A 23856-nucleotide genomic window follows, 5' to 3' on the forward strand; every position below is an offset into this window, starting at 1 on the left:
CTCCTGTATCTTTAATAATTTAGTGGGCTGCCCATTGGATCGAGCTGATGTCGATGCCTTCTTTGAACATATCCCACAGCGGCGACAGTTCACGCAGTTTGCTAACCTTGGACTTCATCAGTTCGATCGCGAAATCGATATCGGCTTCGGTGGTAAAGCGGCCGATGGTGAAACGGATCGAGCTGTGCGCCAGTTCGTCGCTACGACCGAGCGCGCGCAATACATAAGATGGTTCCAGCGAGGCCGACGTGCAAGCGGAACCCGACGACACGGCCAGGTCTTTCACCGCCATGATCAGCGACTCGCCCTCAACGTAGTTGAAGCTGACGTTCAGGTTGTGCGGCACGCGGTGTTCCATGTCGCCGTTGATGTAGGTTTCCTCGATTTCCTGCAGGCCCTTGGCCAGGCGGTCGCGCAGCGCCTTGATGCGGGCGATTTCGCTGTCCATCTCGACCTTGGCCAGGCGGAACGCCTCGCCCATGCCGACGATCTGGTGGGTCGGCAAGGTGCCCGAACGCAGGCCGCGCTCGTGACCGCCGCCGTGCATCTGCGCTTCGATACGCACGCGCGGCTTGCGGCATACGTACAGCGCGCCCACGCCTTTCGGGCCATAGGTTTTGTGCGCGGTGAAGGTCATCAGGTCGACCTTGGTTTTTTGCAGGTCGATCACCACCTTGCCGGTCGCCTGCGCGGCGTCGCAGTGGAAGATGATGCCTTTCGAGCGGCACAGTTCGCCGATCTGGTCGATCGGCTGGATCACGCCGATCTCGTTGTTGACCAGCATGACCGAGATCAGGATGGTGTCCGGGCGGATGGCCGCGGTCAGCTGCTCGATGGTGATCAGGCCGTTGTCCTGCGGCTCCAGGTAGGTCGCTTCAAAGCCTTGGCGCTCCAGTTCACGCACGGTGTCCAGCACGGCCTTGTGCTCGGTCTTGACGGTGATGATGTGCTTGCCCTTGGTCTTGTAGAACTGCGCCGCGCCCTTGATGGCCAGGTTGTTCGATTCGGTCGCGCCCGAGGTCCAGATGATTTCGCGCGGGTCGGCGTTGACCAGCGCGGCGACGTTGGCGCGCGCCTCTTCCACCGCTTTTTCAGCGGTCCAGCCATACATGTGGCTGCGCGACGCCGGGTTGCCGAACTGCTCGCGCAGGTAGGGAATCATCGCATCGGCCACGCGCGGGTCGATCGGCGTGGTGGCCGAATAGTCCATGTAGATCGGGAAATGCGGCGCGGTCTGGAACTTCACGTCAGCGATGTTTTTTTCTGGGGCGTTCATCTGGGTTACTCCGTTATCTATCTGGGCTTACAGCGCGGCGTGATTGCCGTTGCGGTGCAGGTGCACCACGTTCTGTGCCGCGTCTTTCTGCTTTTGTTGATCGACCAGATCCTGCAGCGAAACGGAATCCAGATAATCAACCATTTTTTCGTTCAGCGTGGCCCACAGTTCGTGGGTCATGCAACGCACGCCGCTGGCGGCATCGGCGCCGTGGCAATTTTCCTTGCCGCCGCACTGCGTCGCGTCCAGCGGCTCATCGACGGCGATGATGATGTCGGCCACGGTGACCTTGTCGGCGCGCCGCGCCAGGCTGTAGCCGCCGCCCGGGCCGCGGATCGATTCGACGATCTCGTGGCGGCGCAGCTTGCCAAACAGCTGCTCCAGGTAGGACAGCGAAATCGCCTGACGCTGGCTGATGCCCGACAGCGTGACAGGACCCTTGCCTTGGCGTAACGCCAAGTCAATCATCGCAGTCACAGCAAAACGGCCTTTGGTGGTCAGACGCATCACTACCTCGGTTGGGTTAAAATATCGACCTCATTACTATTCACAAAGCCTGAGTAGTTGATCGATTTAGTCAAGTATACCAAACTTTAATAAAGCTTGCTGGCCTGCCCTCGGTTTTGCCCCGGGGGCTCAGCCCTTCAGCAACTGCATCGGCTGGAACAGTTGGTGCATGTCCCGATTGCCGATGAAACTCAGGTTGTACGGGTGCTCCGCCGTGATCTGCGGAAACTCTTTCATAACCGGCAACTTGCTCAACAGTTCGGCGATCTTCCCCCATAGCACCATCGTCGGCACTTTGCCGGCCTGTGCCGCCAGGCCGGCCATGACCGTTTCGAAGAACGGCAGCCAGGCCTTGGCGTCCTTGGCCGGGGCCACGTGGCTGCGGAACACCAGCGAGGCGTTCAGCAGCAAAAAGCCGTGCGCGGTCAGCTTGTTCTGCATGTCGGCCAGCGTCAGGATGTGGCTGCCGGCGCCGCTGCGGGCCCGCGCCGACACGGCCGCCATCGCCTCGCCGGCGGTATTTTCCAGCTGCAACTGGCCGTCGGCCACCAGCAGCATCTTCATGAAATTGCGCAGCGAAGTGGCCTTGTTGACCGGCTTCGACAAGCCGCCGCCCGCCTCGGACGACCACAGGCTGCCGACCGCCCCATCCATGAAACAGACGCCGGTGGCGCTCTCTGCTCGCGGATATGGCCCCTCGCCCACCAGTACATACTTGACCTCATCAAGCGGCAGCGCGAACGCCGCGAACAGCCGCTGCCCGGTCGGCAGGTACTGGTCCTGCGCCAGTTGCGGCAGGTAGTCGGGCGTCGCCGCCATCATGGCTTCCAGCCCCTTGATCAGCAAGGGACGCCAGGAAACATCGGCGCGGTCGAGCGCCGCCAGGATGGTGGTCGGTATCGTCATGAAGGAATTGCTTTCGGGGAAAGGTGAGATTGTAACGCGCCGCGGCCCTCAGCGGCATTTTCTGATGGGAAAGTGTTAAGATAATTTTCGAATAAATGTCTGATTCTGGGGAATAAATGAGCCGTCAATGCTGGATCGCCGCTGTTTTGCTGATGACTTCGACGAGCGCCGGCGCGCAAACCGCCGCCGCGCCGGCGCTGGACGAAGCGCTGGACGCGCCAACGCGCGCCCATATCGTCACCGAATTTGCGCGGCGGCTGAACGAGCTGCATGTTGACGGTGCGCGCGCCAAGGCGGCCGCCGACGACTTGCGCAAGCGCCTGGCGCGCGGCGAGTACGACGACGCGCTGACGGCCCGCGCGCTGGCGCCGCGCGTCACCCGCGACGTCGCGGCCATCACGCCGGACCGCCATACCTACCTGGAATTCGTGCCTTACGACCTGGGCGACGCGCGCCTGCGCCCGGCGCCGCCTGCGCCGGCGGCCGACAACTACGGCCTGCGCAAGTTCGAGCTGCTGGATGACGGTATCGGCTATCTGAAAATCACCCGCTTCGCACCGCTCGACCATGGCGCGCTGGACACGGCGGCACGTTTCATGGACAAGGCCGCCGACAGCCCGGCCCTCATCATCGACTTGCGCGACGCCGGCGGCGACAGCCAGGACATGGCGGCGCTGCTGGCGAGCTACCTGCTCGATGACCAGCGCAGCATCTTCTTCAAGAACCAGCAGATTCACCTGCACGACCAGCTGGACCGCAACGGCCGCGTGGTGGCGGAATACTGGACCTACGGCAGCGTGGCAGGCAGGCGCTTCGGCGGCGTCAAGCCCTTGTACCTGCTGGTGAACAGTGGCACCAGCGGCGCGGCGGAAGCGTTCGCCTACGACTTGCAGCAATACGTGCGGCGTCCCTTCGCCAGCGGCAAGTCCGGCCAGCGCGCGCTGGTGATCGGCACGCCGACGGCTGGCGACGCGCGCGTGGGCAGCAAGCAGCGCATCTCGCGCCAGTTGCAGACGTCGATCGCGGTTACGCGCGCCAGCAACTATCTCACCCGCTACAACTGGCAAGGCGGCGGCGTCCAGCCCGACCGCATGGCCGAGCCGTCGGCCGCGCTGGACACGGCGCAGCAGCTGGCGCAGGCCGCCATCCGCGGGGCAAGCGGCGCGGCGGAACAGCAGCCGTGACTATTCGGCGTCCGGCTGCCGGGATGGATGGGCTTGCTGGAAAGCGGGCAGCGCCTCGCAGGCAGCGTGGATGCGCATGATGACCGGGTAAGGCGCCATGTCGACGCCGAAGCGCTGCGCGCCGAACACTTGCGGCACCAGGCAGCAATCGGCCAGACCCGGCGTGTCGCCATGGCTGTAGCGCCCGGTGCGCGGATCGCCCGCCAGCAGGCTCTCCAGCGTGGCCAGGCCGGTGCGCAGCCAGTGCTGCTGCCAGTCGAGCTTGACCTCCTCGCTCACGCCCAACTGCCCCGTCAGGTATTTCAGCACGCGCAGGTTGCCCAGCGGATGCGTATCGGCCGCAACCGTCAGCGCCAGCGCGCGCACCCGGGCGCGCTCGGCCGGCGTGGCCGGCAGCAACGGCGTTTGCGGATGCGTTTCCTCCAGATATTCGATGACGGCCAGCGATTGGCTGAAGATGTTGCCGCCGTCGTCCAGCGCCGGCACCAGCGCCGCCGGATTGATGGCGCGATAGGCCTCGCCCAGCTGCTCGCCGCCGTTGCGCAGCAGGTGCACCGGCACCGCATCGTAAGCAATGCCTTTCAGGTTGAGGGCGATGCGCACGCGGTAGGCAGCCGAGCTGCGGAAGTAGGTATAGAGCTTCATCCGCGGCGCTCCCTGTCGTGCGTGACGACCTGCTCGATGGCGCCGAAGATGCTGGCGCCGTGCGCATCGAGCATCTCGATGCGCACGCTGTCGCCGAATTTGAGGAACGGCGTGTGCGGCTTGCCGGTTTCGATGGTTTCGTACATGCGCACTTCGGCCAGGCAGCAATAGCCGACGCCGCCATGGGCGATGCTCGATCCATGCAGTCCGCCCTGCTTGTTCGACACCGTGCCGGAACCGATGATGGTGCCGGCCGCCAGCTCGCGCGTGGCGGCCGCGTGCGCCACCAGCTGGGCGAAGCTGAAGGTCATGTCCTCGCCCGCGTCGGGCTGGCCAAACGGCTGCCCGTTCAGCGCGACGCGCAATGGCAGGTGCAGCTTGTGGTCCGCCCAGTGCTGGCCCAGCTCGTCCGGCGTCACCGCCACCGGCGAGAAAGCGCTGGCCGGCTTGGACTGGAAGAAGCCGAAGCCCTTGGCCAGCTCGTTGGGGATCAGGTTGCGCAGCGAGACATCGTTGACCAGCATCACCAGCCGGATCGCCGCGGCTGCGTCCGCCAGCGAGGCGCCCATGCGGACATCGCCGGTGACGACCGCCACTTCCGCCTCCAGATCGATGCCCCACTCTTCCGACAGCGCATACACCGGATCGCGCGGGCCGACGAAACTGTCCGAGCCGCCCTGGTACATCAGCGGATCGGTGTAGAACGAGGCCGGCACGTCGGCATTGCGCGCCTTGCGCACCAGTTCGACGTGGTTGATGTAAGCCGAGCCGTCGGCCCACTGGTAGGCGCGCGGCAACGGGGAGTGGCATTGCTGCTGCTCGAACGGCTGCGTATCGATGGCCTCGCCCGCGTTGAGCGCGGCGTACACTTGCCGCAGGCGCGGCTCGACCTGCTGCCAGTGGTCGAGCGCATGCTGCAGCGTGGCGGCGATTTTCGGCACTGGCTGGCAGCAACCGAGGTCGCGGCTGACGACCACCAGGCGGCCGTCGCGGCTACCGTCTTTCAGCGTCGCCAGTTTCATGCTTCGCCTCCGTGCATCCAGGCTGCGTGCTTGGGCGCTTTTTTGGTGCGCGACCATTCTTCCAGCATGTCCCATTTGACCTCGTCGAGCTTGCGCATCATGTCCGGCGTGCCGGTGTTGCAGGCCAGCTCCAGCCGGTGCCCGTTCGGATCGAAGAAGTAGATCGATTTGAAAATGGTGTGGTTGACCGGGCCGATAACCTCGATGCCGGCGGCCACCAGGCGTTCCCTGGCCGCCAGCAGCTCGTCCATGCTGGCCACTTCCAGCGCCAGGTGCTGCACCCAGGCCGGCGTATTCTGGTCGCGCCCCATCGCCGGCTGGGTCGGCAGCTCGAAGAAAGCCAGCACATTGCCGTTGCCGGCGTCGAGGAACACGTGCATATACGGGTCCGGCGCCTTGGTCGATGGCACTTCGTTCTCGGCAATGGCCAGCACGAAGTCCATATTCAGGTGTTTGACGTACCACTCGACGGTTTCCCTGGCGTCCTTGCAGCGGTAGGCGACGTGATGTATTTGCTTGATTTTCATGGCTGTCTCCTCTTGTTCCCCGCATTAGATGCCAGTTTCAGATATCATGCAAATCGAATTTATCTCGTCATTTATCAGTATTTCCCATGAATCCCAGCATCAAGCAAATGCGCGCCCTGGTGGCGCTGGCCAAGACTGGCAGCTTTACGCTGGCGGCCGGCCACCTGAGCGTGACGCAGTCGGCGCTCAGCGGGCAGATCAAGGAGCTGGAGCAGCTGCTGGGCATGCGCGTGGTCGAGCGCACCACGCGCAAGACCCAGCTTTCCGAGCTGGGCCGGGAACTGTATCCGCTGTTCGACAAAATGCTGCACGACCTCGACCGTGCCATGGCCGACATCGCCAGCCGCAAGGCGCTGCAACAGGGCGCGGTGCGCGTGGCCGCGCCGCAGATGCTGTCGTGCACCATGGTGCCGGAAGTGATCGCCGCCTACCGCGAGCGCCATCCCGAGGTGCAGGTGCGGCTGACCGACTGCCCGCTGGAGCAAGTGTCGGCGCGCGTGTTCAGCGGCGAGGTCGACTTCGGCATCGGCCCCGAACGCGACGCCACCGCCGAGATCGATGCGCAGCCGCTGTTTGAAATGCCGTTTGTGGCCGTGTATCCGCCCGGTCACGAACTGGACCAGCGCAAGCGCATCACCTGGAGCGACGTCAACCGCTATCCCTTCATCTCGCTGCAGGGCCAGTTCACCGAACGCCTGTTGCGCGATGTTCACGTTTCATTCAGAGAACTGTCGCTCAGTCCGCACAACGAAGTCACCTTCATGACCACCGCGCTGGCCATGGTGCATGCGCGCCAGGGCATTACCGTGTGCCTGCCTTACGCGGAAAAGATGGTGCAGTTGTATGGGCTGAAAATGCGGCCGCTGGCGGCGCCGGCGCTGACGCGCCGCTTTTTCGTCTACACCCGCAGCGCCCGCGCGCTGTCGCCGGCGGCGGAGAGCTTCGCCGCCTTCCTGCACCAGTTTGTGGCCGCGCACGACTGGAATCTGCCGGCCAACTGAAGCAGCTTTTCACATTTTATTTCAATTAGGAAATTGAAATTGCCATAAATCTATTGTGGAAGCGGTTTCTGTTTGTGTATCCTTTATTCATGAACATTCTGCACATAGATTCCTGCGCCCTTGGCGACCATTCGACGTCACGCCAGATCACCGCAGCGGCCGTCGCCGCGCTGACCGCGGCGGACGCGCAGGCAACCGTCCTCTACCGCGACCTGGCGGCCGCCCCGCTATCGCACGCCAGCGGCCCGCTGCTGCAGGTGATCAGCCAGCGCTGGGACGCCGACATTCCGATGCACGCCGAACTGCGCGCCGAAGCGCTGCAAAGCGCTTCGCTGCTGCAGGAATTCCGGCACGCCGACGTGGCCGTGGTCGGCGCGCCGATGCACAATTTCTCCATTCCCTCGACGCTGAAAGCGTGGCTGGACCGCCTGCTGGAAATGCAGACCGCCGCCGGCCGCCCGCGCGCCGCCCTGCGCCTGCTGCTGGTCACGTCCGGCTGTGCCGTCATGGGCCTGCAATCGGAAGACGAGCTGCTGGACAACCATGAGCTGCAGCTCAGGGCGGCGTTCGACTTCATCGGCGTCGACCGCGTGGACGTGGTGCGCACACTGGCAGATCTGCAACAAATCACGGGGCTAAACCACGCGGCCTGATGTTAGCGCTACCGCTGTTTTATAATGGCGGCATGACTGCGAATACCACCGCCATCAACCAACTGATGGACAAGTTTGACGGCCACCACAGCGTTTGGCTGTTTGGCTACGGCTCCCTGATCTACAAGGCGGACTTTCCCTACCTGCAACGCCGCCCGGCCAGCATCGAAGGCTGGACGCGGCGTTTCTGGCAGGGCTCGCACGACCACCGCGGCACGCCCGATGCGCCGGGCCGCGTGGTGACGCTGATCGAAGAAGCCGGCGCGATCTGCCATGGCATGGCCTACCTGATCACGCCGGAAGTGTTCGCCCACCTCGACCACCGCGAAAAAAACGGTTATCTGCGCCTGGCCATCCGCATCACTTTTGAGGACGGCGGCCAGTCCGAAGGCCTGGTCTACATTGCCACGCCGGACAACACCGCCTTCCTCGGCGCCGCCTCCGAACAGGAAATTGCCGCCCACATCGCCCGCTCCGCCGGCCCCAGCGGCCCGAACAGCGATTACCTCAACCACCTGGCCAGCGCGCTGCGCCAGCTGGGCCGGCACGACCAGCACGTGTTCGAGATCGAGCGCCACCTGGCCGCGCTGCATTCAAAATAAGTCCAGCTGCCCGGCGTCGGCTGCGGCCTTGGCGCGCGCGCCCAACGGCGGCACCACCAGCGGCCGCGTGAACTGCGACGCGTCCATGCGGTGAAAGCGACTGCCCTGCCCGCTCAAGCCCAGGCGCTCCGAGGCAATTTTGACGCGCTGGCGTATCAGCTCGGCCCACACGCCCTCGCCTTTCATGCGCGTGTCGAAGTTGCTGTCATAGTCCTTGCCGCCGCGCATTTCACGCACACGGTTCATCACCCGCTGCGCCCGCTCGGGGAAATGCGCTTCCAGCCATTGCTTGAACAGCGGCGCCACCTCCCACGGCAAGCGCAGCACGGTGTAGTGCGCGCTGACGGCGCCGGCCTCCTTGACCGCTTCCAGTATCCGCTCGATGTCCGGCTCGGTAATGAAGGGAATGATGGGCGCGATGCTGACCGCCACCGGAATACCGGCGTCCGTCAGCGTGCGGATGGTGCGCAGGCGGCGCGCGGGGGCGGCCGCGCGCGGCTCCAGCGTGCGGGCGATGGCCGGGTCCAGCGTGGTCAGCGTAATGGCGACGCCCGCCTGCCGCCTGGCCGCCATCGGCGCCAGGATGTCGATGTCGCGCTCGATCAGCGAATTCTTGGTGATCAGGCCGACCGGATGTTGGCACTCGTGCAGCACTTCCAGCACGCGGCGCGTGAGCTTGTACTCGCGCTCGCACGGCTGGTAGGCGTCCGTGTTGACGCCCAGCGCGATCGATTCCGGCTGGTAGCCCGGCCTGGCCAGTTCGCGGCGCAGCATCTCCGGCGCGTTGACCTTGGCGAAGATCGTGCTCTCGAAGTCCATGCCGGGCGATAAACCGAGATAGCTGTGGGTGGGCCGCGCAAAGCAGTAAATACAGCCATGCTCGCAGCCGCGATACGGATTGAGCGAGACGCTGAACGGCAAGTCCGGCGAGGCGTTGCGGCTGAGGATGGACTTGCATATTTCCTCGGTGACCTGGGTTTTCCATGGCAGTTCCTCCTCTTCCTCGCGCTGCCAGCCGTCGTCATAAGCTTCGCGGACGTTGAGTTCGTAGCGCCCCTGCAGGTTCGAGACGGCGCCACGCCCCTTGCGCGCCTTCAGCGAAGGCGGCGGCAACATCACTTGTTCCTGCTTATTTTCATCGTGGCCCATGGCATCGCTCTAAATACTGTATACATATACAGTATTCTAGCGCTGCGCGCCGCCAATTCAAGCGAAATCCGCGTGCGTTCTTGGGGAGCGCCGGGGCAAGCTGGTATCATGCCGGGCTTCGCCCCAGCGCGCGCGCAGCGCAGCGTTCGGCAACCTCACAGTGAGTAATAATATGAACCATTCGAGCCAACCCCTGCCGTCTTTCTTCAGCCGGATTTCGATCGCCATCGGCGCCTTCTTCCGCGCCCTGTCCGACGCTGACTACGCCGCGCGCCTGACGCGCATCGACGATGCGCCGCAACCAGCGGCGGCGCCGGTCGCGCCGCCCGCCCCGGCGCCGGCGCCGGCCCCTGCCCCAGCGCCGGTAACGCTGCGCGTGGCCACGCCGGACGCCGCGCTGCAACTGCTGTCGCTGTTCCAGCGCGAGGCGCGCCTGATCGACTTCACCCAGGAAAACCTGAGCGCCTATTCCGACGCCGACATCGGCGCCGCCGCGCGCGTGGTGCACGAAGGCTGCGCCAAGGTGCTGAAAGAGCACTTCACCATCGAGCCGGTCCGCAGCGAAGCGGAAGGCAGCCGGGTCGAACTGCCGGCAGGCTTCGACGCCGCCGCCGTGCGCCTGACCGGCAACGTGGTCGGCAAGGCGCCGTTCAAAGGCACGCTGAGCCACCGCGGCTGGCGCTCGGCCGACGTGCGCCTGCCGAAACTGGCGGAAGCGCATGACGCGTCCATCCTGGCGCCGGCGGAGGTGGAACTATGAGCGATCCACGCTACGCCATCGGCATCGACCTCGGCACCACGCACAGCGCGCTGTCGTATGTGAACCTGCAAGCCAGCGACGGCGAGAAAACCCAGCACGGCGTGCTGGCGATTCCGCAGCTGACCGCGCCGGGCACCATCGAAGAACTGCCGTTGCTGCCGTCCTTCCTCTACCTGCCGCACGCCGACGAGCTGGCGCCCGGCGAGAACAAGCTGCCGTGGCAGCAAAGCGCTGAAGAACAAGCCGGCGTGGCCGGCGAGATGGCGCGCAGCCGTGGCGCCACCACGCCGATCCGCCTGGTGTCGAGCGCCAAGAGCTGGTTGAGCCATCCCGGCGTCGACCGCCGCTCGGCGCTGCTGCCGAACGACGCGCCGGAAGAAGTCACGCGCGTGTCGCCGCTGGAAGCATCGACACGCTACCTGAGCCACCTGCGTAAGGCGTGGGAGCAGGCGCACCCTGAGGCGCCGTTCGGCGAGCAGGCGGTGACGGTGACGATACCGGCGTCGTTCGATCCGGGCGCGCGTGAACTGACGGCCGACGCGGCCCGCGCGGCCGGCTACACCAACCTGACGCTGCTGGAAGAGCCGCAGGCGGCGCTGTATAGCTGGATCCAGGGCAGCGAAGGCCGCTGGCGCAAGGAAGTCAAGCCGGGCGACATCATCCTGGTGGTCGACGTCGGCGGCGGCACCAGCGACTTCTCGCTGATCGCCGTGCTGGAACGCGACGGCGTGCTGGAACCGCACCGCATCGCCGTGGGCGACCACATCCTGCTCGGCGGCGACAATATGGACCTGGCGCTGGCGCACCTGGTGGCGCGCAAGCTGGCCGCCAACGGCACGCAACTCGACGCCTGGCAGATGCGCGCGCTGACCTACGGCTGCCGCACCGCCAAGGAAAAACTGCTGGCCGATGCGACCGTGGCCACCTGGCCTATCGTCGTGCCCAGCCGTGGCTCGAAGCTGATCGGCGGATCGATCCGCACCGAATTGACGCGCGAAGAGGTATCGGCCTTCATCCTCGACGGCTTCTTCCCGCAGGTGGACGCGTCGGCGCGTCCCGCCGTGCGCACGCGCGCCGGCCTGACGCAGCTTGGCCTGCCGTATGCGCAGGACGCCGGCATCACGCGCCATCTGGCGGCGTTCCTGGCGCGCCAGCTTGGCGCCACGGCGGAGCTGGAAGGCTACGCCGGCAAGCAAAGCGCCGAGGCGACTTTCCTGCATCCGACCGCGGTGCTGTTCAACGGCGGCGTGTTCAAGTCGGACCTGCTGGCCCAGCGCATCATGGGCACCATCAACGACTGGCTGTACATGGAAGGCGCGGAGCCGGCGCGCATGCTGGGCGGCGCCGATCTCGATCTGGCGGTGGCGCGCGGCGCCGCTTACTACAGCTACGTGCGTCGCGGCAGCGGCGTGCGCATTCGCGGCGGCACGGCGCGTTCCTACTACGTGGCGATCGAGTCGGCGATGCCGGCGATTCCCGGCATGGAGCCGCCGATTCAGGCGCTGTGCGTGGCGCCGTTCGGCATGGAGGAAGGCAGCGAGATCGAATTGCCGAACAAGGAGTTTGGCCTGGTGGTCGGTGAGCCGGTGCAGTTCCGCTTCTTCGGTTCCTCGGTGCGCCGCCAGGACCAGATCGGCGACCTGCTGGACTTCTGGGGCGCCGATGAACTGATCGAGATGAACGAGATTCAGGCCAACCTGTCGCCGGAAGGCCGTCAGGCCGGCGACGTGGTGCAGGTGCGGCTGCATGCGATGGCGACCGAATCCGGCACGCTGGAACTGGCGGCAGTGGCCAGCGACGGCCAGCGCTGGAAGGTGGAGTTTGACGTTCGTTCCGCTTCCTGAGCATGAGTAAATACGTCGTCAGTATCGACCTAGGCACCACCAATACGGTGATGGCCTTTGCGGAAGCCGGCAGTACGCAGATTCAGTTGTTCGAGATCGATCAGTTGACGGCGCCCGGCGAGGTTGGTGCTGCGGCGTTGCTGCCGTCCTTGCGCTATCACCCTGCCGCCGGCGAGCTGGCGGACGGCGAACTGCAACTGCCATGGCGGGCGGACGACGTGGCGGGCCTGTCGCAGGTGGTGGTCGGACGGCTGGCGCGCCAGCTTGGCGCGCAGGTGCCGGGACGGCTGGTGGCCAGTGCCAAGAGCTGGCTGTCGCATCCGCAGGTGGACCGCATGGCGCCCATCCTGCCGTGGGGCGCGCAGGCCGAGGTGCCGAAGGTGTCGCCGGTGGCGGCCAGCGCGTCGTACCTGGCGCATTTGCGCAGCGCCTGGGACGCGCGCTTTCCGGCACATCCGCTGCATCGGCAGCAGATTGTTCTGACCATTCCCGCCTCGTTCGATGAAGGCGCACGTGCGTTGACGCTGGAAGCGGCGCGCATGGCGGGCTTGCCGTCCTTGCGATTGCTGGAGGAGCCGCAGGCGGCGTTTTACGACTGGTTGTTCCGCCAGCGCGCGTCGCTGGCGCAGGAGCTGGCGGACACTCGCTTGGTGCTGGTGTGCGACGTCGGCGGCGGCACCACGGACTTCAGCCTGATGAAGGTCGAGGGCGGCGACGAAGGCCAGCCGACGATCAGCCGCATAGGCGTCGGCAATCACCTGATCCTCGGCGGGGACAATATGGACCTTGCCCTCGCCCACCTGGTCGAGTCGCGCCTGAGCGGCAACGCGCCGGGCGCGGCGCAGCCGGTAGCCAAGCTTTCAGCCAGCCGGCTGTCGCAACTGGCGGAGCGCTGCCGGGCGGCGAAGGAACTGCTGCTGGCGGCCGGCGCGCCCGAGCGCACCACCGTCACGCTGCTGGGCGCCGGCTCGAAACTGATCGGCGGCTCGCGCTCCGCAGAACTGACGCGCGATGAAGTCTCGGCGCTGGTGGTGGACGGCTTCTTCCCGCTGAACGAAACGCAGGCGCCGGCCCGGCGCGGTCGCGGCGCCATCGTCGAATTCGGCCTGCCCTACGCCGCCGACGCCGCCATCACCCGCCACCTGGCGGACTTCCTGCGCCAGCACGCCGCCGCCATGCGCGAAGCCCTCGGCCTGGCGGCCGACAGCACCACACTCCCGATTCCGGACACACTGCTGCTCAACGGCGGCGTATTCCGCGCCGATGCGCTGGCGCGCCGCCTGCAGGCCACACTGGCCGGCTGGCGCCAGCAAGCGCCGCGCGTGCTGCACAACGATAACCCGGACGTGGCGGTCGCCCGTGGCGGCGTCGCCTATGCGCTGGGACAGGCCGGCCAGGCGCCGGTCATCGGCGGCGGCTCCGCGCGCAGCTACTTCCTGCTGCTCGACGACGCCGGCCCGGCCGACAAGCCACGCCGCGCCGTCTGCATCCTGCCGCGCGGCGCCGCCGAGAACCGCGAGCTGCTGCTGGCCGACCGCACCTTCGCCCTGCGCCTCGGGCGGCCGGTGCGCTTCCACCTCGCCTCGTCCACGGCGGACGCACCGCAAGCGGGCGACTTGGTCGAACTGCGGCCGGACGAATACATCCAGCTGCCGCCCATCGCCACCGTGCTGCGCGACAGCGGCGCAGCCGGCGCCCTCAAGGAAATCCCGGTGCTGCTGGCCGCCATGCTGAGCGAAGTCGGCACGCTGGAAGTGCATTGCGTCGCCAAAGAGGACGCGCAACGCTGGCTGCTCGAATTCCAGCTGCGCGGCGACGCCGCCAGCGAGCCGGCGAGCGACGATCAGGCGCAGATGCCGGCCGGCCTTGGCGCCGCCATCGAAAAGATCGACCGCATCTTCGGCAGCCGCGCGCAGCAAGTCGACGTCAAGGAAGTCAGGCAACTGCGCGCGCAGCTCGAACAGCTGCTGGGCAGCCGCGAAAGCTGGGCCACGCCGGTGCTGCGCCGCCTGTTCGACGCGCTGATGGAGCGCGCCAAGGGCCGCCGCCGGTCGGTCGAACATGAACGTGCATGGCTCAATCTGAGCGGCTACTGCCTGCGTCCCGGCTTCGGCCACACACTCGACGAATGGCGCATCGAGCAGCTGTGGACGTTGTTTGAAACCGGCGCACAGAATCACAAGGACAGCCAGGTCTGCGCCGAATGGTGGACCATGTGGCGCCGCGTCTCCGGCGGCTTGAGCGTGGACGCCCAACTGCGCCTGCTGGACGATTTCGCCTTCAACGTGCAGGCCGATGCTGCCGAACGCGGGCGCCGGCCGGTCACGCTGGTCAACGGTGCCGAAGAAGACATGCTGCGCCTCGGCGCTTCGCTTGAACGGATCCCGGGCAACTACAAGGCCGAAATCGGCGCATGGATGCTCGATCAGCTGCAAAAGGCGAGCAAGTCCGCCGCCAGGGCCGCCGCCAACAAAACCCGCACCGGCGCCGCCGACCTGGCCCGGGCCGAGGCCACGCAAGGCCGCTTCCTGTGGGGCCTGAGCCGCGTCGGCGCGCGCCAGCCGTTCCACGGCAGCGCGCACGATGTGGTGGAAACCGCCGTCGTCGAACAATGGCTGGACGCGGTATTGCAGCTGGACTGGAAAAAGTGGAGCCGGCCGGCTTTGCCGCGTCCCATCTGGCGCGCATGACCGGCGACCGCTCGCGCGACATCAACGACACGCTGCGCGCCCACGTGCTGCGCCGCCTGAGCGCTGTCGGCGCGCCGGCCAACTGGAGCGCCATGGTGCGCGACGTGGTGCAGCTCGACCTGGCCGACGAAAAGCGCATGCTGGGCGACGCCCTGCCGCCGGGCCTCAAGCTGATTTCGTGACGTAGCCGGCCTGCTGGGCGACAAAGCCATCGAAGGCGTCGATCAGCGGCTTGTATTTGTTTATATCGTTTTCCAGCTGCGCCAGTGCGTAGACCGTGGCCTCCAGCGTGGATAGCTGGTCGGGCAAGTGCGCCTTGCGGATCAGGTAGTGCGACGGCGGCGTTTCACGCAGCGGCATGCGCGGCAGCGATTGCAGCGGTGGATTCAGGTACAGCATCTTGCGGCTCTTGCGCCAGGTGCCATCCAGCACCACCAGCCGCAGCGGCTGTTGCAGCCACGCCGGATCGAACGGCTGTGGTTTCGCCAGGCCGAGCGAAGCGTCTTCCGTGGCGGGATACAGCAGCACGTTGCGGCGCTCCGGCGACAGCATCGATTCCAGCTGCGCCGGAGCGAACCTCTCGCCCACTTCCAGGCGGCTGTTGGCCAGGCTCAGATGCAGCAGGCGCGCGCTGCCCTTGGCGTTAGCGACCTCCATCGGGTGCTGAAGAACCAGGACTTCGACCTGATTGGGCATGGCCGTCACCCAGCGGCAGATGCAGGTCTGCCGGGGGCGCAGGCAGGCGGCGCACAGGGCGCGCCGCGTCGGGGTTTCGGAGAAGCTGGCGGTAGTCATAGGCCGCCATTCTACAGTGGCTTAGAACTCTTCCCAGTCACCTTCGCTGGCAGTGACGGGCTTGCGCTTGGCGGCCGGCGAGGAGGCCGGGGCCGGGGCCGGGGCCGGAGCCGGTGTCGGGGCGGCTGCGGGCCTGGATGCCACCGCCAGGGCGGTACGGCGCGGCAGCGATGCCGTTCTGGCTGGCGCGCGCGGCAGGGCCGGCGGCGAATACGCGGCATCGAGCTTGAATACGCTGACCACGTCCGCCAGCTTGGCCGACTGCTCCTGCATCGATTCCGCAGCGGCAGCCGCTTGCTCGACCAGCGCCGCGTTCTGCTGCGTCACCTGGTCCATCTGCGTGATGGCGTCATTCACTTGGGCGATGCCCTGGCTCTGCTCTTCGCTGGCATTGCTAATCTGCGTCATGATCTGTGTAACGCGGCTGATGCTCTGGACGATTTCCTCCATCGTCTGCCCGGCCTTGTCCACCAATTCGGAACCGATTTGCACTTTCTGCACCGAGTCGTCGATCAGGCCCTTGATATCCTTGGCTGCCGAGGCGGAACGCTGCGCCAGGTTACGCACTTCCGACGCCACCACAGCGAAGCCGCGGCCCTGCTCACCGGCGCGCGCCGCTTCCACCGCCGCATTCAGCGCCAGGATATTGGTCTGGAAAGCGATACCGTCGATGACCGAAATAATGTCGACGATCTTGCGCGACGAATCGTTGATCGAGCCCATGGTGTTGACCACCTCGCCCACCACAGAACCGCCACGGCTGGCGATTTCAGACGCACTGATCGCCAGCTCATTGGCCTGGCGCGCATTCTCAGCGTTAAAGCGCACGGTGGACGTCAGCTCCTCCATCGAGGATGCGGTTTCCTCCAGCGAGCTGGCTTGCTCCTCGGTGCGCGACGACAGGTCCTGGTTGCCGGCGGCGATCTGCGTCGACGCGGTGGCGATCAACTCGGTGCCGTTGCGCACCTGGCCGACGATGTTCACCAGATTGCTGTTCATGGTCTTCAGTGCATTCATCAACTGGCCGGTTTCGTCGTTGCTGTTGACCTGAATGTCGCTGGTCAGGTCGCCGGACGATACCGTCTCCGCCACTTTTACCGCCTCGTTGATCGGCTGCGTGATGGTGCGGGTAATCCACCATGCCGCGGTCACGCCCAGCACAATCGCGGCAAGGCCCAGCATGACCAGCAGCGTGCGCCCGCTCTGGTACTGCTGCTGGATTTCGATCGCCGCCTGGTCCAGCAAGGCCGCCTGCCGGTCGGCGAAGCTCTTCAGCGCGGCCAGGTAGGCAATGCGGCTCTGGGTCATTTCGCCCTCATAGATTTTGGCGGCGGCATCCAGGTTACCGGCGTTCTTGGCGGCGAAAACGGTCTTGCGGAAATCGGTGTAGGCCTTGCGCGTATCGAGCACCTGCTTGAACAGCGGCTTCAGTTCCTCCGCCTGCAAGTTGGCGCCGATCTGGTCCTGGATTTGCGTGGCGCGGCCGGACGATTCCGCCATCAGCGCTTCCAGCTTTTTCTGGTCGGCCGGATCGCGCACCATGAACGCGCCGGTGGTGCGCGCGGCGTTTACCTCGATAATCTTGCCCCATTCGGCGGTCAGGCGCTCGTCGCGCACCTTGACGTTGATCATCTCGTCCGTCTTGCTGCTGGCGCTGCTTAAACGCAGTATGCCAATGGTGGTCATCACAACCAGCAGTAACAAAATAAGCGAGAAACCGAAGCCGAGGCGGGTACCGATCTTGAGATTGTTCATGGCTGACTCCCTAGCTAAAAGTCTGGATTGTCTAGTTCATCGTAGCACTAATCCATCCGGAAGCTGTGGCATAAAAGAAACTTTCTGCATTGCGGTGCAGCATTATTCCAAGCCGGGGGTGGCGCCGAGCAACTCCTCTACCCCGGCAATCGCGCCGGGGTCCTTGATGACGGCTCGCAGCCACACGTGCAATGGCATCTCGCCCCAGCTTGCCGCGCGCTCGGCCAGATAGGCCACCGGACTGTGCGGCTCGGTACGGCGGAAGAACTCGGCCACCAGCCGCAGCTGTTGCAACGCCTGGGCGCGGCTTTGAAAATTACCTGTCAACACTATGGCCGCGTTACCAATAGTGGCAGTATCGCCAGACATGGCAAGCGCATCGCCATACGGCGCCAGATCGCGCACCACGGATTGCAGTGCTTCGCGGGCGGCGCTGAAGCCGGGACCGTCGGCGCCGAGTTGCGTATCTACCACGCGCTCCAGCGCCAGCAGCATCGAGAGACAGTATTCAGCGTCGGCCTGCGAGGGCGCTTGCGCGGCGCACTCGCGCACCAGCAGCGGCGTGCGCGCCAGTAGCCAGAACAGGTTGCCGATGCGCTGATCGCAGTCGCCGTTATCGACCAAAGGATACAAATCGCTCCAGTATTGTTCGCACAATCCGGCCAGCACGGCGTAACCATCCCCCAGGCCGCGCAGGCCGCGCGTGCGCGCCAGGGCTTCGGCCAGCCACGCGGCCAGGCGCAAATCCTTGCTGCGCGTGGCGATCATGTCGGCGCAGCGGCCGGCGACGAACAGCCAATCGGCTTCCTTTAATGCGCTGGCCCATTCGCCCTGGTCAAGGGTCGGGTCGTCGTGCTGGCGCGCCTGGGCGATGGCGTCGACTTCGCTGCTAAAGGACAGGTCTTCGCCGCAGCGCCGCTCGGCGCTGACAGGTTGCAGCAGTTGCGCTACGTTGAACATCGGCGCCTCCTATTTGACGGTGTATTTGAACAGTCCCTTGCTGGTGGCGCCGGCCCTGATGCGCGTGATGACCTGCTCCTGCGCCATCTTCTCCAGCACCGCCTGGGCGATTTCCGGCAACAGCGTGCCATTGAGGATATGGTCCACATTGCGCGCGCCTGAATCGACTTCGGTGCAACGCGCAAGCACCGCATCGAGCAGCGGCGGTTCGTAGCTGAACTCCGCTTGATGTTGTTCGCGGATGCGCTGGCCGATGCGCGCCAGCTTGAGCGCGATAATCTCCTTCAGCACCGCATCCGCAATCGGGTAGTACGGCACCACTTTCACGCGGCCGAGGAAGGCCGGCTTGAAGTGCCTGACCAATTGGGGGCGCAGCAGTTCTTCCAGCTGCTCCGGCGCCGGAGGCGTTTCGTTGTTCAGGCATGCCTGCATGATGGTCGCCGAGCCGGCATTGGCGGTGGCGATGATGATGGTGTTGCGGAAGTCGATCTCGCGGCCTTCGGCATCATCCATAACGCCCTTGTCGAACACCTGGAAGAACAGTTCCAGCACGTCCGGGTGCGCTTTTTCGATTTCGTCCAGCAGCACCACGCTGTAAGGCTGGCGGCGCACGGCTTCGGTCAGCACGCCGCCCTGGCCGTAGCCCACGTAGCCGGGGGCGAGCCTTTGAGGGCGGAGACGCTGTGCGCCTCCTGATACTCGCTCATGTTGATGGTGATGAGTTTTCGCTCGCCGCCATACAGCACATCCGCCAGCGCCAGCGCGGTCTCGGTCTTGCCCACGCCGGACGGGCCGACAAACAGGAACACGCCCTTCGGCTTGTTGGGATCATCGAGATTGGCGCGGGCGGTTCGCACTCGCTGCGCCACGGCGGCTATCGCATGCGGCTGGCCGAGGATGCGCGTCCGCAGCGTTTCGTCGAGCGCGAGCACCGTGCGGATCTCGTCCCTGACCATCTTCCCAAGCGGGATGCCGGTCCAGCCGGCGACGATGCCGGCGACGATAGCGCCATCCACCTCCACCGGTACCATTGGCGTTTCGCCTTGCAGCACCGCCAGCTCTTCCTTCAGCGCGCGCACTCCGGCCGTGCCGCCGTCCTCGTTCCGTTGACGCACGATGGCGGCGACGATCGACTGTTCCCGCTGCCAGCGTTCGGTGAGCAGCGTCTGCTCTTCCGCATAGGCCGCGTGACTGGCCTGCAGGTGCAGCAGGCGCTGGCGCAGCTGGGGGCCATCCTCCTCGCGCTGCAAGGCGTCGATTTCGGCAGCGCAGCGTTCCATCTGCCTGGTAGTGTCTTCCAATTGCGCCGGTGTGCCGCTTTGAGCCAGCGCCACGCGCGCGCAGGCAGTATCCAGCACGCTCACAGCTTTGTCCGGCAGCTGCCGCCCGCTGAGCACCACCATGATATGGCCTGGCTTCCGGTTTATTGCTCGCCGCGCGCTGGATGGTTCGTTCAGCAGAATATGGAAGTAAATGTTTCTGTTGATACAAACTATTCATTCTTCATTTGATGTGTTGAATGTTTGTTGTGTTGAAGAATCTTTTTTGTTTGTTGTTTGTGTTTCGTTCTTATAGTGAAGCAGACATATCAAATGAATATGATATTTGCTTTGATAGAATGAGTGAAGTCAGCTGAATGCAATGGGAATGGCAGGCTGAGGGATGTGGTTTCACTGAGAAGAGATGATCTTGCCAATGATGAGTGTATTTCCCAGATACAAACAAGGGGTGCTGTTTGAATTCACATTTCAAACAGTGCCATGCTGGTTTCAGAAATAAGCTTCATGTTCAGCATGCTTCATTTTTATGAAGAGATGTGAATATCCAGTATATGTATGTGTTTATTGTTGTTGAAAGAAAGCCATTTGTTTGCTTGGGAGAAGAGTTTGAGTTCATTTATATGAAGTGAAGAAGAACATTAGCTGTTTGAGGATTTCTTTTTTGTGGTTGGGCTTCTGCTTTCACAGAGATTGAAGTGGGCTCATAGCCAGGTTACATGGCTGAGCAGGAGTTCACTGAAGAGCCAGCAAAGCTGATAAGAGTGCTTTGTTCTCAGGGGACCAGGATATGCCTGTTTCTGTGGAGTCCATGTGGCAGGAGCTGCCCATCAGAAAATAGCTGGCTGATGAGAAGGGAGGACACAGGAGGCAAAGGAAGCAGTCCAGGTTTCTGATATTTCTGGAGAGGTATTTGCTTTAGTAGACATGGGCTTTGTGATTTGTGTTCTTACAGAGGAAAAGGAGATTAGACATTAGCTAGACATTCTGAGAAGCAGAAAAGGAAATATCTAGTAGACATGCTGGTGGGATTTATTGACTTCTTTGTGATGTGTATTCATCTTATGGTTCAGGATTGATGGTAGATGATGTCTAATGTGGAAACGGGATATTCAGATTAGTGGTATGATAGAAAAGGCAGATATCTTTGGTTCTTCTAGACTTTGAAGCAGTTCTTTGTGTTTGTGATGGCTAATGGTGTTTGTGGTGGTGGGCCATTGTCAGTTTATGTTTGACTTGCTGATTTGGGAACACAGGGGAGCTCACATGCTGGCCATTCCCTCAGGTAATGCGATGGTTATTACCCGCCGTTTCACGCTTCTGCGGCGATGAGCCCGGGCTAACCGCGGCACGGTAAGCGTTTGGCTTTATATCGACGCCTGTTTTGCCCGCCCGCGCTGCGCATTTACATTGCGCAGGCGCGGCTCATGACGCTCTATCGCCGCCTTGAGCGCGGCGCATATGCGCGCGCGGTCGTCCGCGCTGCTCAGGCACATGCCGGCGAAGTCGGTCAGGCCGTAGTTGGCGATGGAGCGGGCGCATTCGGGATAGGCGCGCATCAGCTCCTCCGGTAGCGCGCAGCGGGTGTTGAGCAGGTCCTCAAGATCGCGCGCCACGCTGTCCTTGTACTGTTCCATCGACATCGGGCGCTCGTGAATGCCTAGCAGCCGGTCCAGCAGGCCGGGAGTGAAGCCGTTCATCGCATGCTTTCGAAAAGAAGCCAGGCCTGCCGGCCTGGCCGAAACGCGCGCAGCAACGGTACTCACGGTACATGTCGCCGGCGCTGGGGGAGTGCTTAAACAATGCGGTTGGTGGAGAGGTCCCAGCCACCGGAAGCAGTTGCCGCCGGCGCCACCACTGATTTTCTGCTGCGTGTACTTCCATTTGATTTTGGAGAATTTGAACGCCACGTCCTCGGTCAGGATGTCGCCCTCCTCCACTGCCGGCGAGACGGCGCCGATGAGCACATTCTCGATTTCGATCTCGTAGTACTTCACGCGCTCGCCCTGGGCGTCCGCGCGCATGAACTCAAACTTGGCCTTGGGGATGGTGCGGCCGGCCGAGCAGGTTTGCAGCAGGATGGGCGAAGCCAGATCGGCGAGTTTGGAGATCACAATGTCGCGGTGTTCGCAGCGCTCGGCCGTGTGGCCGCCGCTGGTGGAAGCGGTGGCGGACTTGGGCTGCTCCACGCCGAAGCTGACCGATTTGCATTCGATCCAGTCCTTGTGGCGGTCATCGTTGGATTCGCCCTTGATGCCATCAATGTACAGATATACGTCGATTGCCATTGCATGCTCCTCTTGGTTTGTTGGGGGATCAGTAATTGGTCGATTGCGGCAGCTCCGCGACCAGACGGAGTGAAACGGACAATTCATCCAGCTGGAAGTGCGGACGCAGGAAGGACACCGCGCGGTACACGCCGGGCCGGCCGGCGACTTCATGCACCTGCACCGATGCCTCGCGTAGCGGGAACTGCGCCTTTTGCTCCTGGCTGGCGTTATCGTCCAGCAGCACATACTTCATCAGCCAGCGGTTGAGGAAGTCTTCCACGCTGGACGCGGAGGCAAAGCTGCCCACCTTGTCGCGCATCATGGCCTTCATGTAATGTGCGATGCGCGACACCGCGAAGATGTATTGCAGCTGCGACGACAGCACGGCGTTGGCGTTCGCGGCATCGCTGGTGTATTTCTTCGCCTTTTGCGCCGACTGCGCGCCGAAGAAAGCCGCATAGGCAGTGTTCTTGCAGTGAACCAGCGAGATGAAACCGAGGTCGCTCAGCTCCTTCTCGCGCCGGTCGGTAATGGCCACTTCGGTGGGGCACTTCAGCGCCACCTCGCCCTCGCCGGTCTTGAAGGTATGAGTGGGCAGGTCGTCCACCAGGCCGCCGCCCTCCACGCCACGGATCGCCGCGCACCAGCCAAAATCGTCGAAGGCCTTGGTCAGCTTGGCGCCAAAGGCGTAAGCGGCGTTACACCACAGGTATTTCTGGTGGTCGCTGCCATCTACCTCTTCGACAAAGTTGAAGCCTTCCACCGTGGTGCCGTCCACCGGATTGAATGGCAGGCGGCCGAGGAAACGCGGCAGCGTCAGGCCAACATAGCGCGCGTCTTCGGATTCGCGGAAGGCCTTCCACTTGGCGTATTCCACGGTATCGAATACTTTCGACAGGTCGCGCGGCTTGGCCAGGTCGCCATGGCTGTCAAGCCCGAACAGTTCCGGCGCGGCGGCGGCGATGAACGGCGCGTGCGAGGCTGCGGCCACGTGCGACATCTGCTCGATGAAATACATATCCTCCGGCTGGCGCGAGATTTCAAAATCGCCCAGCAGCGCGGCATACGGCGCGCCGCCGAAGGTACCGAATTCCTCCTCATAGATTTTCTTGAACATCGTACTCTGGTCGAATTCCAGCGCGGACTGGAAATCCTTCACCAGTTCGCGTTTGGTCGCATTGAGCATGCGGATCTTCAGTCCCTGGCCGCTGGCGGAATTCTTCACAAGGTAATGCAGGCCGGTCCAGCTTTGCTCCAGCTTCTGGAAGGCGGGTGCGTGCATGATGGCGCTCAGCTGCGTGGAGATCAGCCGGTCCAGCTCCGCAACGCGCGCATCGATAGTGGCAGACAGGTTGTTGGACACCACCACAGTCCCCTCCAACACCTGATTCACCAGTTCCGTGATGATGTCCTTGGCGCGCTCGTGCTCCACGCTGGATTTGGCCACTTTGCTTTGCTCGACGATCTGGTCCAGCAAGCTCTCGGCCTCCACCATCCCGGTTTGCGCCATCGGGTTCAGTTGTGCCGACATGTCACTCTCCCTTTCCGGCCTGGATGCTGGCCAGCTTGTCGGTGTTCTGTAGCACCTCGCTGAGGATGTCCTCCAGCTTGTCGTTTCCCGCCAGCTTGTTGCGCAGATCCGCCAGCTTGCCGCGCGCCTCCAGCAACTGCGCCAGTGGTGGCACCTGTCGCACCACCGACTCCGGGCGAAAATCATCCATCGACTTGAAGCGCAATTCGACATTGAAGCTGGTGTCGTCGTCCTTGAGCTGATTTGGCACCTGGAAGCGCGCCACCGGCTCCACGCCGCCCAGCACCTCGTCGAAATTGTCGCTGTCGATGCTGACGAACTTGCGGTCCTTCAGGCGTTTTTTTTCCACATCCGAATTGCCGCCGAAATCACCGATCACGCCCACCACGAAAGGCAGCTCCTTGTTTTCCATTGCGTCGCCAATCTCCACGTCATAGGTCATCTGCACACGTGGCGGGCGCACCTTGGTCAGGCGCTTCTGAATGCTGTCACCGTTAGCCAT

General features: G+C 63.8%; 19 protein-coding genes and 3 pseudogenes. 7 read left to right on the plus strand and 15 right to left on the minus strand.

All coding sequences use genetic code 11. The features are described 5' to 3' along the window. Positions 1-19 precede the first annotated feature (19 nt). The 3 genes from ACRQ5J_RS20955 to ACRQ5J_RS20965 all read right to left on the minus strand — a co-directional run bounded on the left by ACRQ5J_RS20955 (position 20) and on the right by ACRQ5J_RS20965 (position 2689). A complete protein-coding gene (locus ACRQ5J_RS20955; RefSeq protein ID WP_432379478.1) occupies positions 20-1276 on the minus strand; it encodes an IscS subfamily cysteine desulfurase in 1257 nt (418 codons plus the stop codon). Positions 1277-1303: 27 nt separating this feature from the next. Further along, positions 1304-1783 (minus strand): Fe-S cluster assembly transcriptional regulator IscR, encoded by a 480-nt coding sequence (gene iscR, locus ACRQ5J_RS20960; protein ID WP_432379479.1) that lies wholly within the window; start codon positions 1781-1783, stop codon positions 1304-1306. A gap of 129 nt (positions 1784-1912) precedes the next feature. Then, on the minus strand, positions 1913-2689 hold the full coding sequence (locus ACRQ5J_RS20965) for a uracil-DNA glycosylase (protein ID WP_432379480.1): 777 nt from the start codon (positions 2687-2689) through the stop codon (positions 1913-1915). A gap of 116 nt (positions 2690-2805) precedes the next feature. On the opposite strand from ACRQ5J_RS20965, the gene ACRQ5J_RS20970 reads away from it, so the two are divergent. Continuing rightward, entirely contained in the window at positions 2806-3873 is a 1068-nt protein-coding gene (locus tag ACRQ5J_RS20970; protein ID WP_432379482.1) for a S41 family peptidase, read from the plus strand. On the opposite strand, the gene maiA is transcribed toward ACRQ5J_RS20970, so the two are convergent. The 3 genes from maiA to ACRQ5J_RS20985 are packed head-to-tail and all read right to left on the minus strand — an operon-like array spanning position 3874 to position 6067. Continuing rightward, on the minus strand, positions 3874-4518 hold the full coding sequence (gene maiA / locus ACRQ5J_RS20975; protein ID WP_432379483.1) for a maleylacetoacetate isomerase: 645 nt from the start codon (positions 4516-4518) through the stop codon (positions 3874-3876). It abuts the gene before it with no gap. Beyond that, positions 4515-5540 (minus strand): fumarylacetoacetate hydrolase family protein, encoded by a 1026-nt coding sequence (locus tag ACRQ5J_RS20980; RefSeq protein WP_432379484.1) that lies wholly within the window; start codon positions 5538-5540, stop codon positions 4515-4517. Before ACRQ5J_RS20980 ends, maiA begins: the two co-directional genes overlap by 4 nt. Next, on the minus strand, positions 5537-6067 hold the full coding sequence (locus ACRQ5J_RS20985) for a VOC family protein (RefSeq protein WP_432379486.1): 531 nt from the start codon (positions 6065-6067) through the stop codon (positions 5537-5539). Before ACRQ5J_RS20985 ends, ACRQ5J_RS20980 begins: the two co-directional genes overlap by 4 nt. A gap of 86 nt (positions 6068-6153) precedes the next feature. Between ACRQ5J_RS20985 and ACRQ5J_RS20990 the strand changes: the two genes are divergently transcribed. The 3 genes from ACRQ5J_RS20990 to ACRQ5J_RS21000 all read left to right on the plus strand — a co-directional run bounded on the left by ACRQ5J_RS20990 (position 6154) and on the right by ACRQ5J_RS21000 (position 8323). Then, positions 6154-7068, plus strand: a complete 915-nt coding sequence (locus tag ACRQ5J_RS20990) for a LysR family transcriptional regulator (protein ID WP_432379488.1) — start codon at positions 6154-6156, stop codon at positions 7066-7068. Between the two features lie 89 nt (positions 7069-7157). After that, positions 7158-7721 carry an NAD(P)H-dependent oxidoreductase gene (locus ACRQ5J_RS20995; RefSeq protein ID WP_432379489.1) on the plus strand — a complete coding sequence of 188 codons (564 nt, stop codon included), beginning with the start codon at positions 7158-7160 and terminating at the stop codon, positions 7719-7721. A gap of 32 nt (positions 7722-7753) precedes the next feature. After that, positions 7754-8323, plus strand: a complete 570-nt coding sequence (locus ACRQ5J_RS21000) for a gamma-glutamylcyclotransferase (RefSeq protein ID WP_432379491.1) — start codon at positions 7754-7756, stop codon at positions 8321-8323. On the opposite strand, the gene ACRQ5J_RS21005 is transcribed toward ACRQ5J_RS21000, so the two are convergent. After that, positions 8315-9472, minus strand: coding sequence for a PA0069 family radical SAM protein (locus ACRQ5J_RS21005; protein WP_432379493.1), 1158 nt, complete (start codon positions 9470-9472; stop codon positions 8315-8317). The two genes, ACRQ5J_RS21000 and ACRQ5J_RS21005, sit on opposite strands and share 9 nt — an antisense overlap. A 172-nt stretch (positions 9473-9644) precedes the next feature. Between ACRQ5J_RS21005 and ACRQ5J_RS21010 the strand changes: the two genes are divergently transcribed. From ACRQ5J_RS21010 to ACRQ5J_RS21020, 3 genes and pseudogenes are all read left to right on the plus strand, one after another. Then, on the plus strand, positions 9645-10232 hold the full coding sequence (locus tag ACRQ5J_RS21010; RefSeq protein WP_432379495.1) for a DUF2760 domain-containing protein: 588 nt from the start codon (positions 9645-9647) through the stop codon (positions 10230-10232). Next, positions 10229-12076 carry an Hsp70 family protein gene (locus ACRQ5J_RS21015; RefSeq protein WP_432379497.1) on the plus strand — a complete coding sequence of 616 codons (1848 nt, stop codon included), beginning with the start codon at positions 10229-10231 and terminating at the stop codon, positions 12074-12076. The genes ACRQ5J_RS21010 and ACRQ5J_RS21015 overlap by 4 nt, the downstream gene beginning before the upstream one ends. A 2-nt stretch (positions 12077-12078) precedes the next feature. Beyond that, positions 12079-14948, plus strand: a pseudogene (locus ACRQ5J_RS21020) (Hsp70 family protein). Here ACRQ5J_RS21020 and ACRQ5J_RS21025 read toward each other — a convergent pair. From ACRQ5J_RS21025 to tssB, 8 genes and pseudogenes are all read right to left on the minus strand, one after another. Continuing rightward, positions 14932-15561 carry a tRNA-uridine aminocarboxypropyltransferase gene (locus tag ACRQ5J_RS21025; protein WP_432379499.1) on the minus strand — a complete coding sequence of 210 codons (630 nt, stop codon included), beginning with the start codon at positions 15559-15561 and terminating at the stop codon, positions 14932-14934. The pseudogene ACRQ5J_RS21020 and the gene ACRQ5J_RS21025 overlap by 17 nt on opposite strands. Positions 15562-15582: 21 nt before the next feature. Continuing rightward, positions 15583-17316, minus strand: coding sequence for a methyl-accepting chemotaxis protein (locus tag ACRQ5J_RS21030; RefSeq protein WP_432379501.1), 1734 nt, complete (start codon positions 17314-17316; stop codon positions 15583-15585). Between the two features lie 102 nt (positions 17317-17418). Beyond that, positions 17419-18276: a type VI secretion system protein TssA gene (gene tssA / locus ACRQ5J_RS21035; protein ID WP_432379503.1), complete on the minus strand. Its 858-nt coding sequence runs from the start codon at positions 18274-18276 to the stop codon at positions 17419-17421. A 9-nt stretch (positions 18277-18285) separates the two neighbouring features. Further along, positions 18286-19670, minus strand: a pseudogene (locus ACRQ5J_RS21040) (AAA family ATPase); the annotation flags it as partial. Between the two features lie 1250 nt (positions 19671-20920). After that, positions 20921-21253 carry a type VI secretion system baseplate subunit TssE gene (tssE, locus tag ACRQ5J_RS21045; RefSeq protein WP_432379505.1) on the minus strand — a complete coding sequence of 111 codons (333 nt, stop codon included), beginning with the start codon at positions 21251-21253 and terminating at the stop codon, positions 20921-20923. 95 nt (positions 21254-21348) lie between these two features. Continuing rightward, positions 21349-21841, minus strand: a pseudogene (locus tag ACRQ5J_RS21050) (Hcp family type VI secretion system effector). Positions 21842-21869: 28 nt separating this feature from the next. Beyond that, positions 21870-23354, minus strand: a complete 1485-nt coding sequence (tssC, locus tag ACRQ5J_RS21055; protein WP_432379507.1) for a type VI secretion system contractile sheath large subunit — start codon at positions 23352-23354, stop codon at positions 21870-21872. Position 23355: 1 nt separating this feature from the next. Beyond that, a complete protein-coding gene (gene tssB, locus ACRQ5J_RS21060) occupies positions 23356-23856 on the minus strand; it encodes a type VI secretion system contractile sheath small subunit (RefSeq protein ID WP_432379509.1) in 501 nt (166 codons plus the stop codon).

The sequence above is a fragment of the Duganella sp. P38 genome (assembly GCF_050859475.1).
Lineage (GTDB): Bacteria > Pseudomonadota > Gammaproteobacteria > Burkholderiales > Burkholderiaceae_D > Rugamonas.

Excerpts from the sequence above, each read along its gene's own strand:
- ACRQ5J_RS20980 (WP_432379484.1), bottom strand. The coding sequence starts at position 5,540 with ATGAAACTGGCGACGCTGAAAGACGGTAGCCGCGACGGCCGCCTGGTG.
- tssC (WP_432379507.1), bottom strand. The coding sequence starts at position 23,354 with ATGTCGGCACAACTGAACCCGATGGCGCAAACCGGGATGGTGGAGGCC.
- ACRQ5J_RS20955 (WP_432379478.1), bottom strand. The coding sequence starts at position 1,276 with ATGAACGCCCCAGAAAAAAACATCGCTGACGTGAAGTTCCAGACCGCG.
- ACRQ5J_RS21015 (WP_432379497.1), top strand. The coding sequence starts at position 10,229 with ATGAGCGATCCACGCTACGCCATCGGCATCGACCTCGGCACCACGCAC.
- tssA (WP_432379503.1), bottom strand. The coding sequence starts at position 18,276 with ATGTTCAACGTAGCGCAACTGCTGCAACCTGTCAGCGCCGAGCGGCGC.
- iscR (WP_432379479.1), bottom strand. The coding sequence starts at position 1,783 with ATGCGTCTGACCACCAAAGGCCGTTTTGCTGTGACTGCGATGATTGAC.
- ACRQ5J_RS20965 (WP_432379480.1), bottom strand. The coding sequence starts at position 2,689 with ATGACGATACCGACCACCATCCTGGCGGCGCTCGACCGCGCCGATGTT.
- tssE (WP_432379505.1), bottom strand. The coding sequence starts at position 21,253 with ATGAACGGCTTCACTCCCGGCCTGCTGGACCGGCTGCTAGGCATTCAC.
- ACRQ5J_RS20985 (WP_432379486.1), bottom strand. The coding sequence starts at position 6,067 with ATGAAAATCAAGCAAATACATCACGTCGCCTACCGCTGCAAGGACGCC.
- ACRQ5J_RS21010 (WP_432379495.1), top strand. The coding sequence starts at position 9,645 with ATGAACCATTCGAGCCAACCCCTGCCGTCTTTCTTCAGCCGGATTTCG.
- ACRQ5J_RS21005 (WP_432379493.1), bottom strand. The coding sequence starts at position 9,472 with ATGGGCCACGATGAAAATAAGCAGGAACAAGTGATGTTGCCGCCGCCT.
- tssB (WP_432379509.1), bottom strand. The coding sequence starts at position 23,856 with ATGGCTAACGGTGACAGCATTCAGAAGCGCCTGACCAAGGTGCGCCCG.
- ACRQ5J_RS21025 (WP_432379499.1), bottom strand. The coding sequence starts at position 15,561 with ATGACTACCGCCAGCTTCTCCGAAACCCCGACGCGGCGCGCCCTGTGC.
- ACRQ5J_RS21000 (WP_432379491.1), top strand. The coding sequence starts at position 7,754 with ATGACTGCGAATACCACCGCCATCAACCAACTGATGGACAAGTTTGAC.
- ACRQ5J_RS20995 (WP_432379489.1), top strand. The coding sequence starts at position 7,158 with ATGAACATTCTGCACATAGATTCCTGCGCCCTTGGCGACCATTCGACG.
- ACRQ5J_RS20970 (WP_432379482.1), top strand. The coding sequence starts at position 2,806 with ATGAGCCGTCAATGCTGGATCGCCGCTGTTTTGCTGATGACTTCGACG.
- maiA (WP_432379483.1), bottom strand. The coding sequence starts at position 4,518 with ATGAAGCTCTATACCTACTTCCGCAGCTCGGCTGCCTACCGCGTGCGC.
- ACRQ5J_RS21030 (WP_432379501.1), bottom strand. The coding sequence starts at position 17,316 with ATGAACAATCTCAAGATCGGTACCCGCCTCGGCTTCGGTTTCTCGCTT.
- ACRQ5J_RS20990 (WP_432379488.1), top strand. The coding sequence starts at position 6,154 with ATGAATCCCAGCATCAAGCAAATGCGCGCCCTGGTGGCGCTGGCCAAG.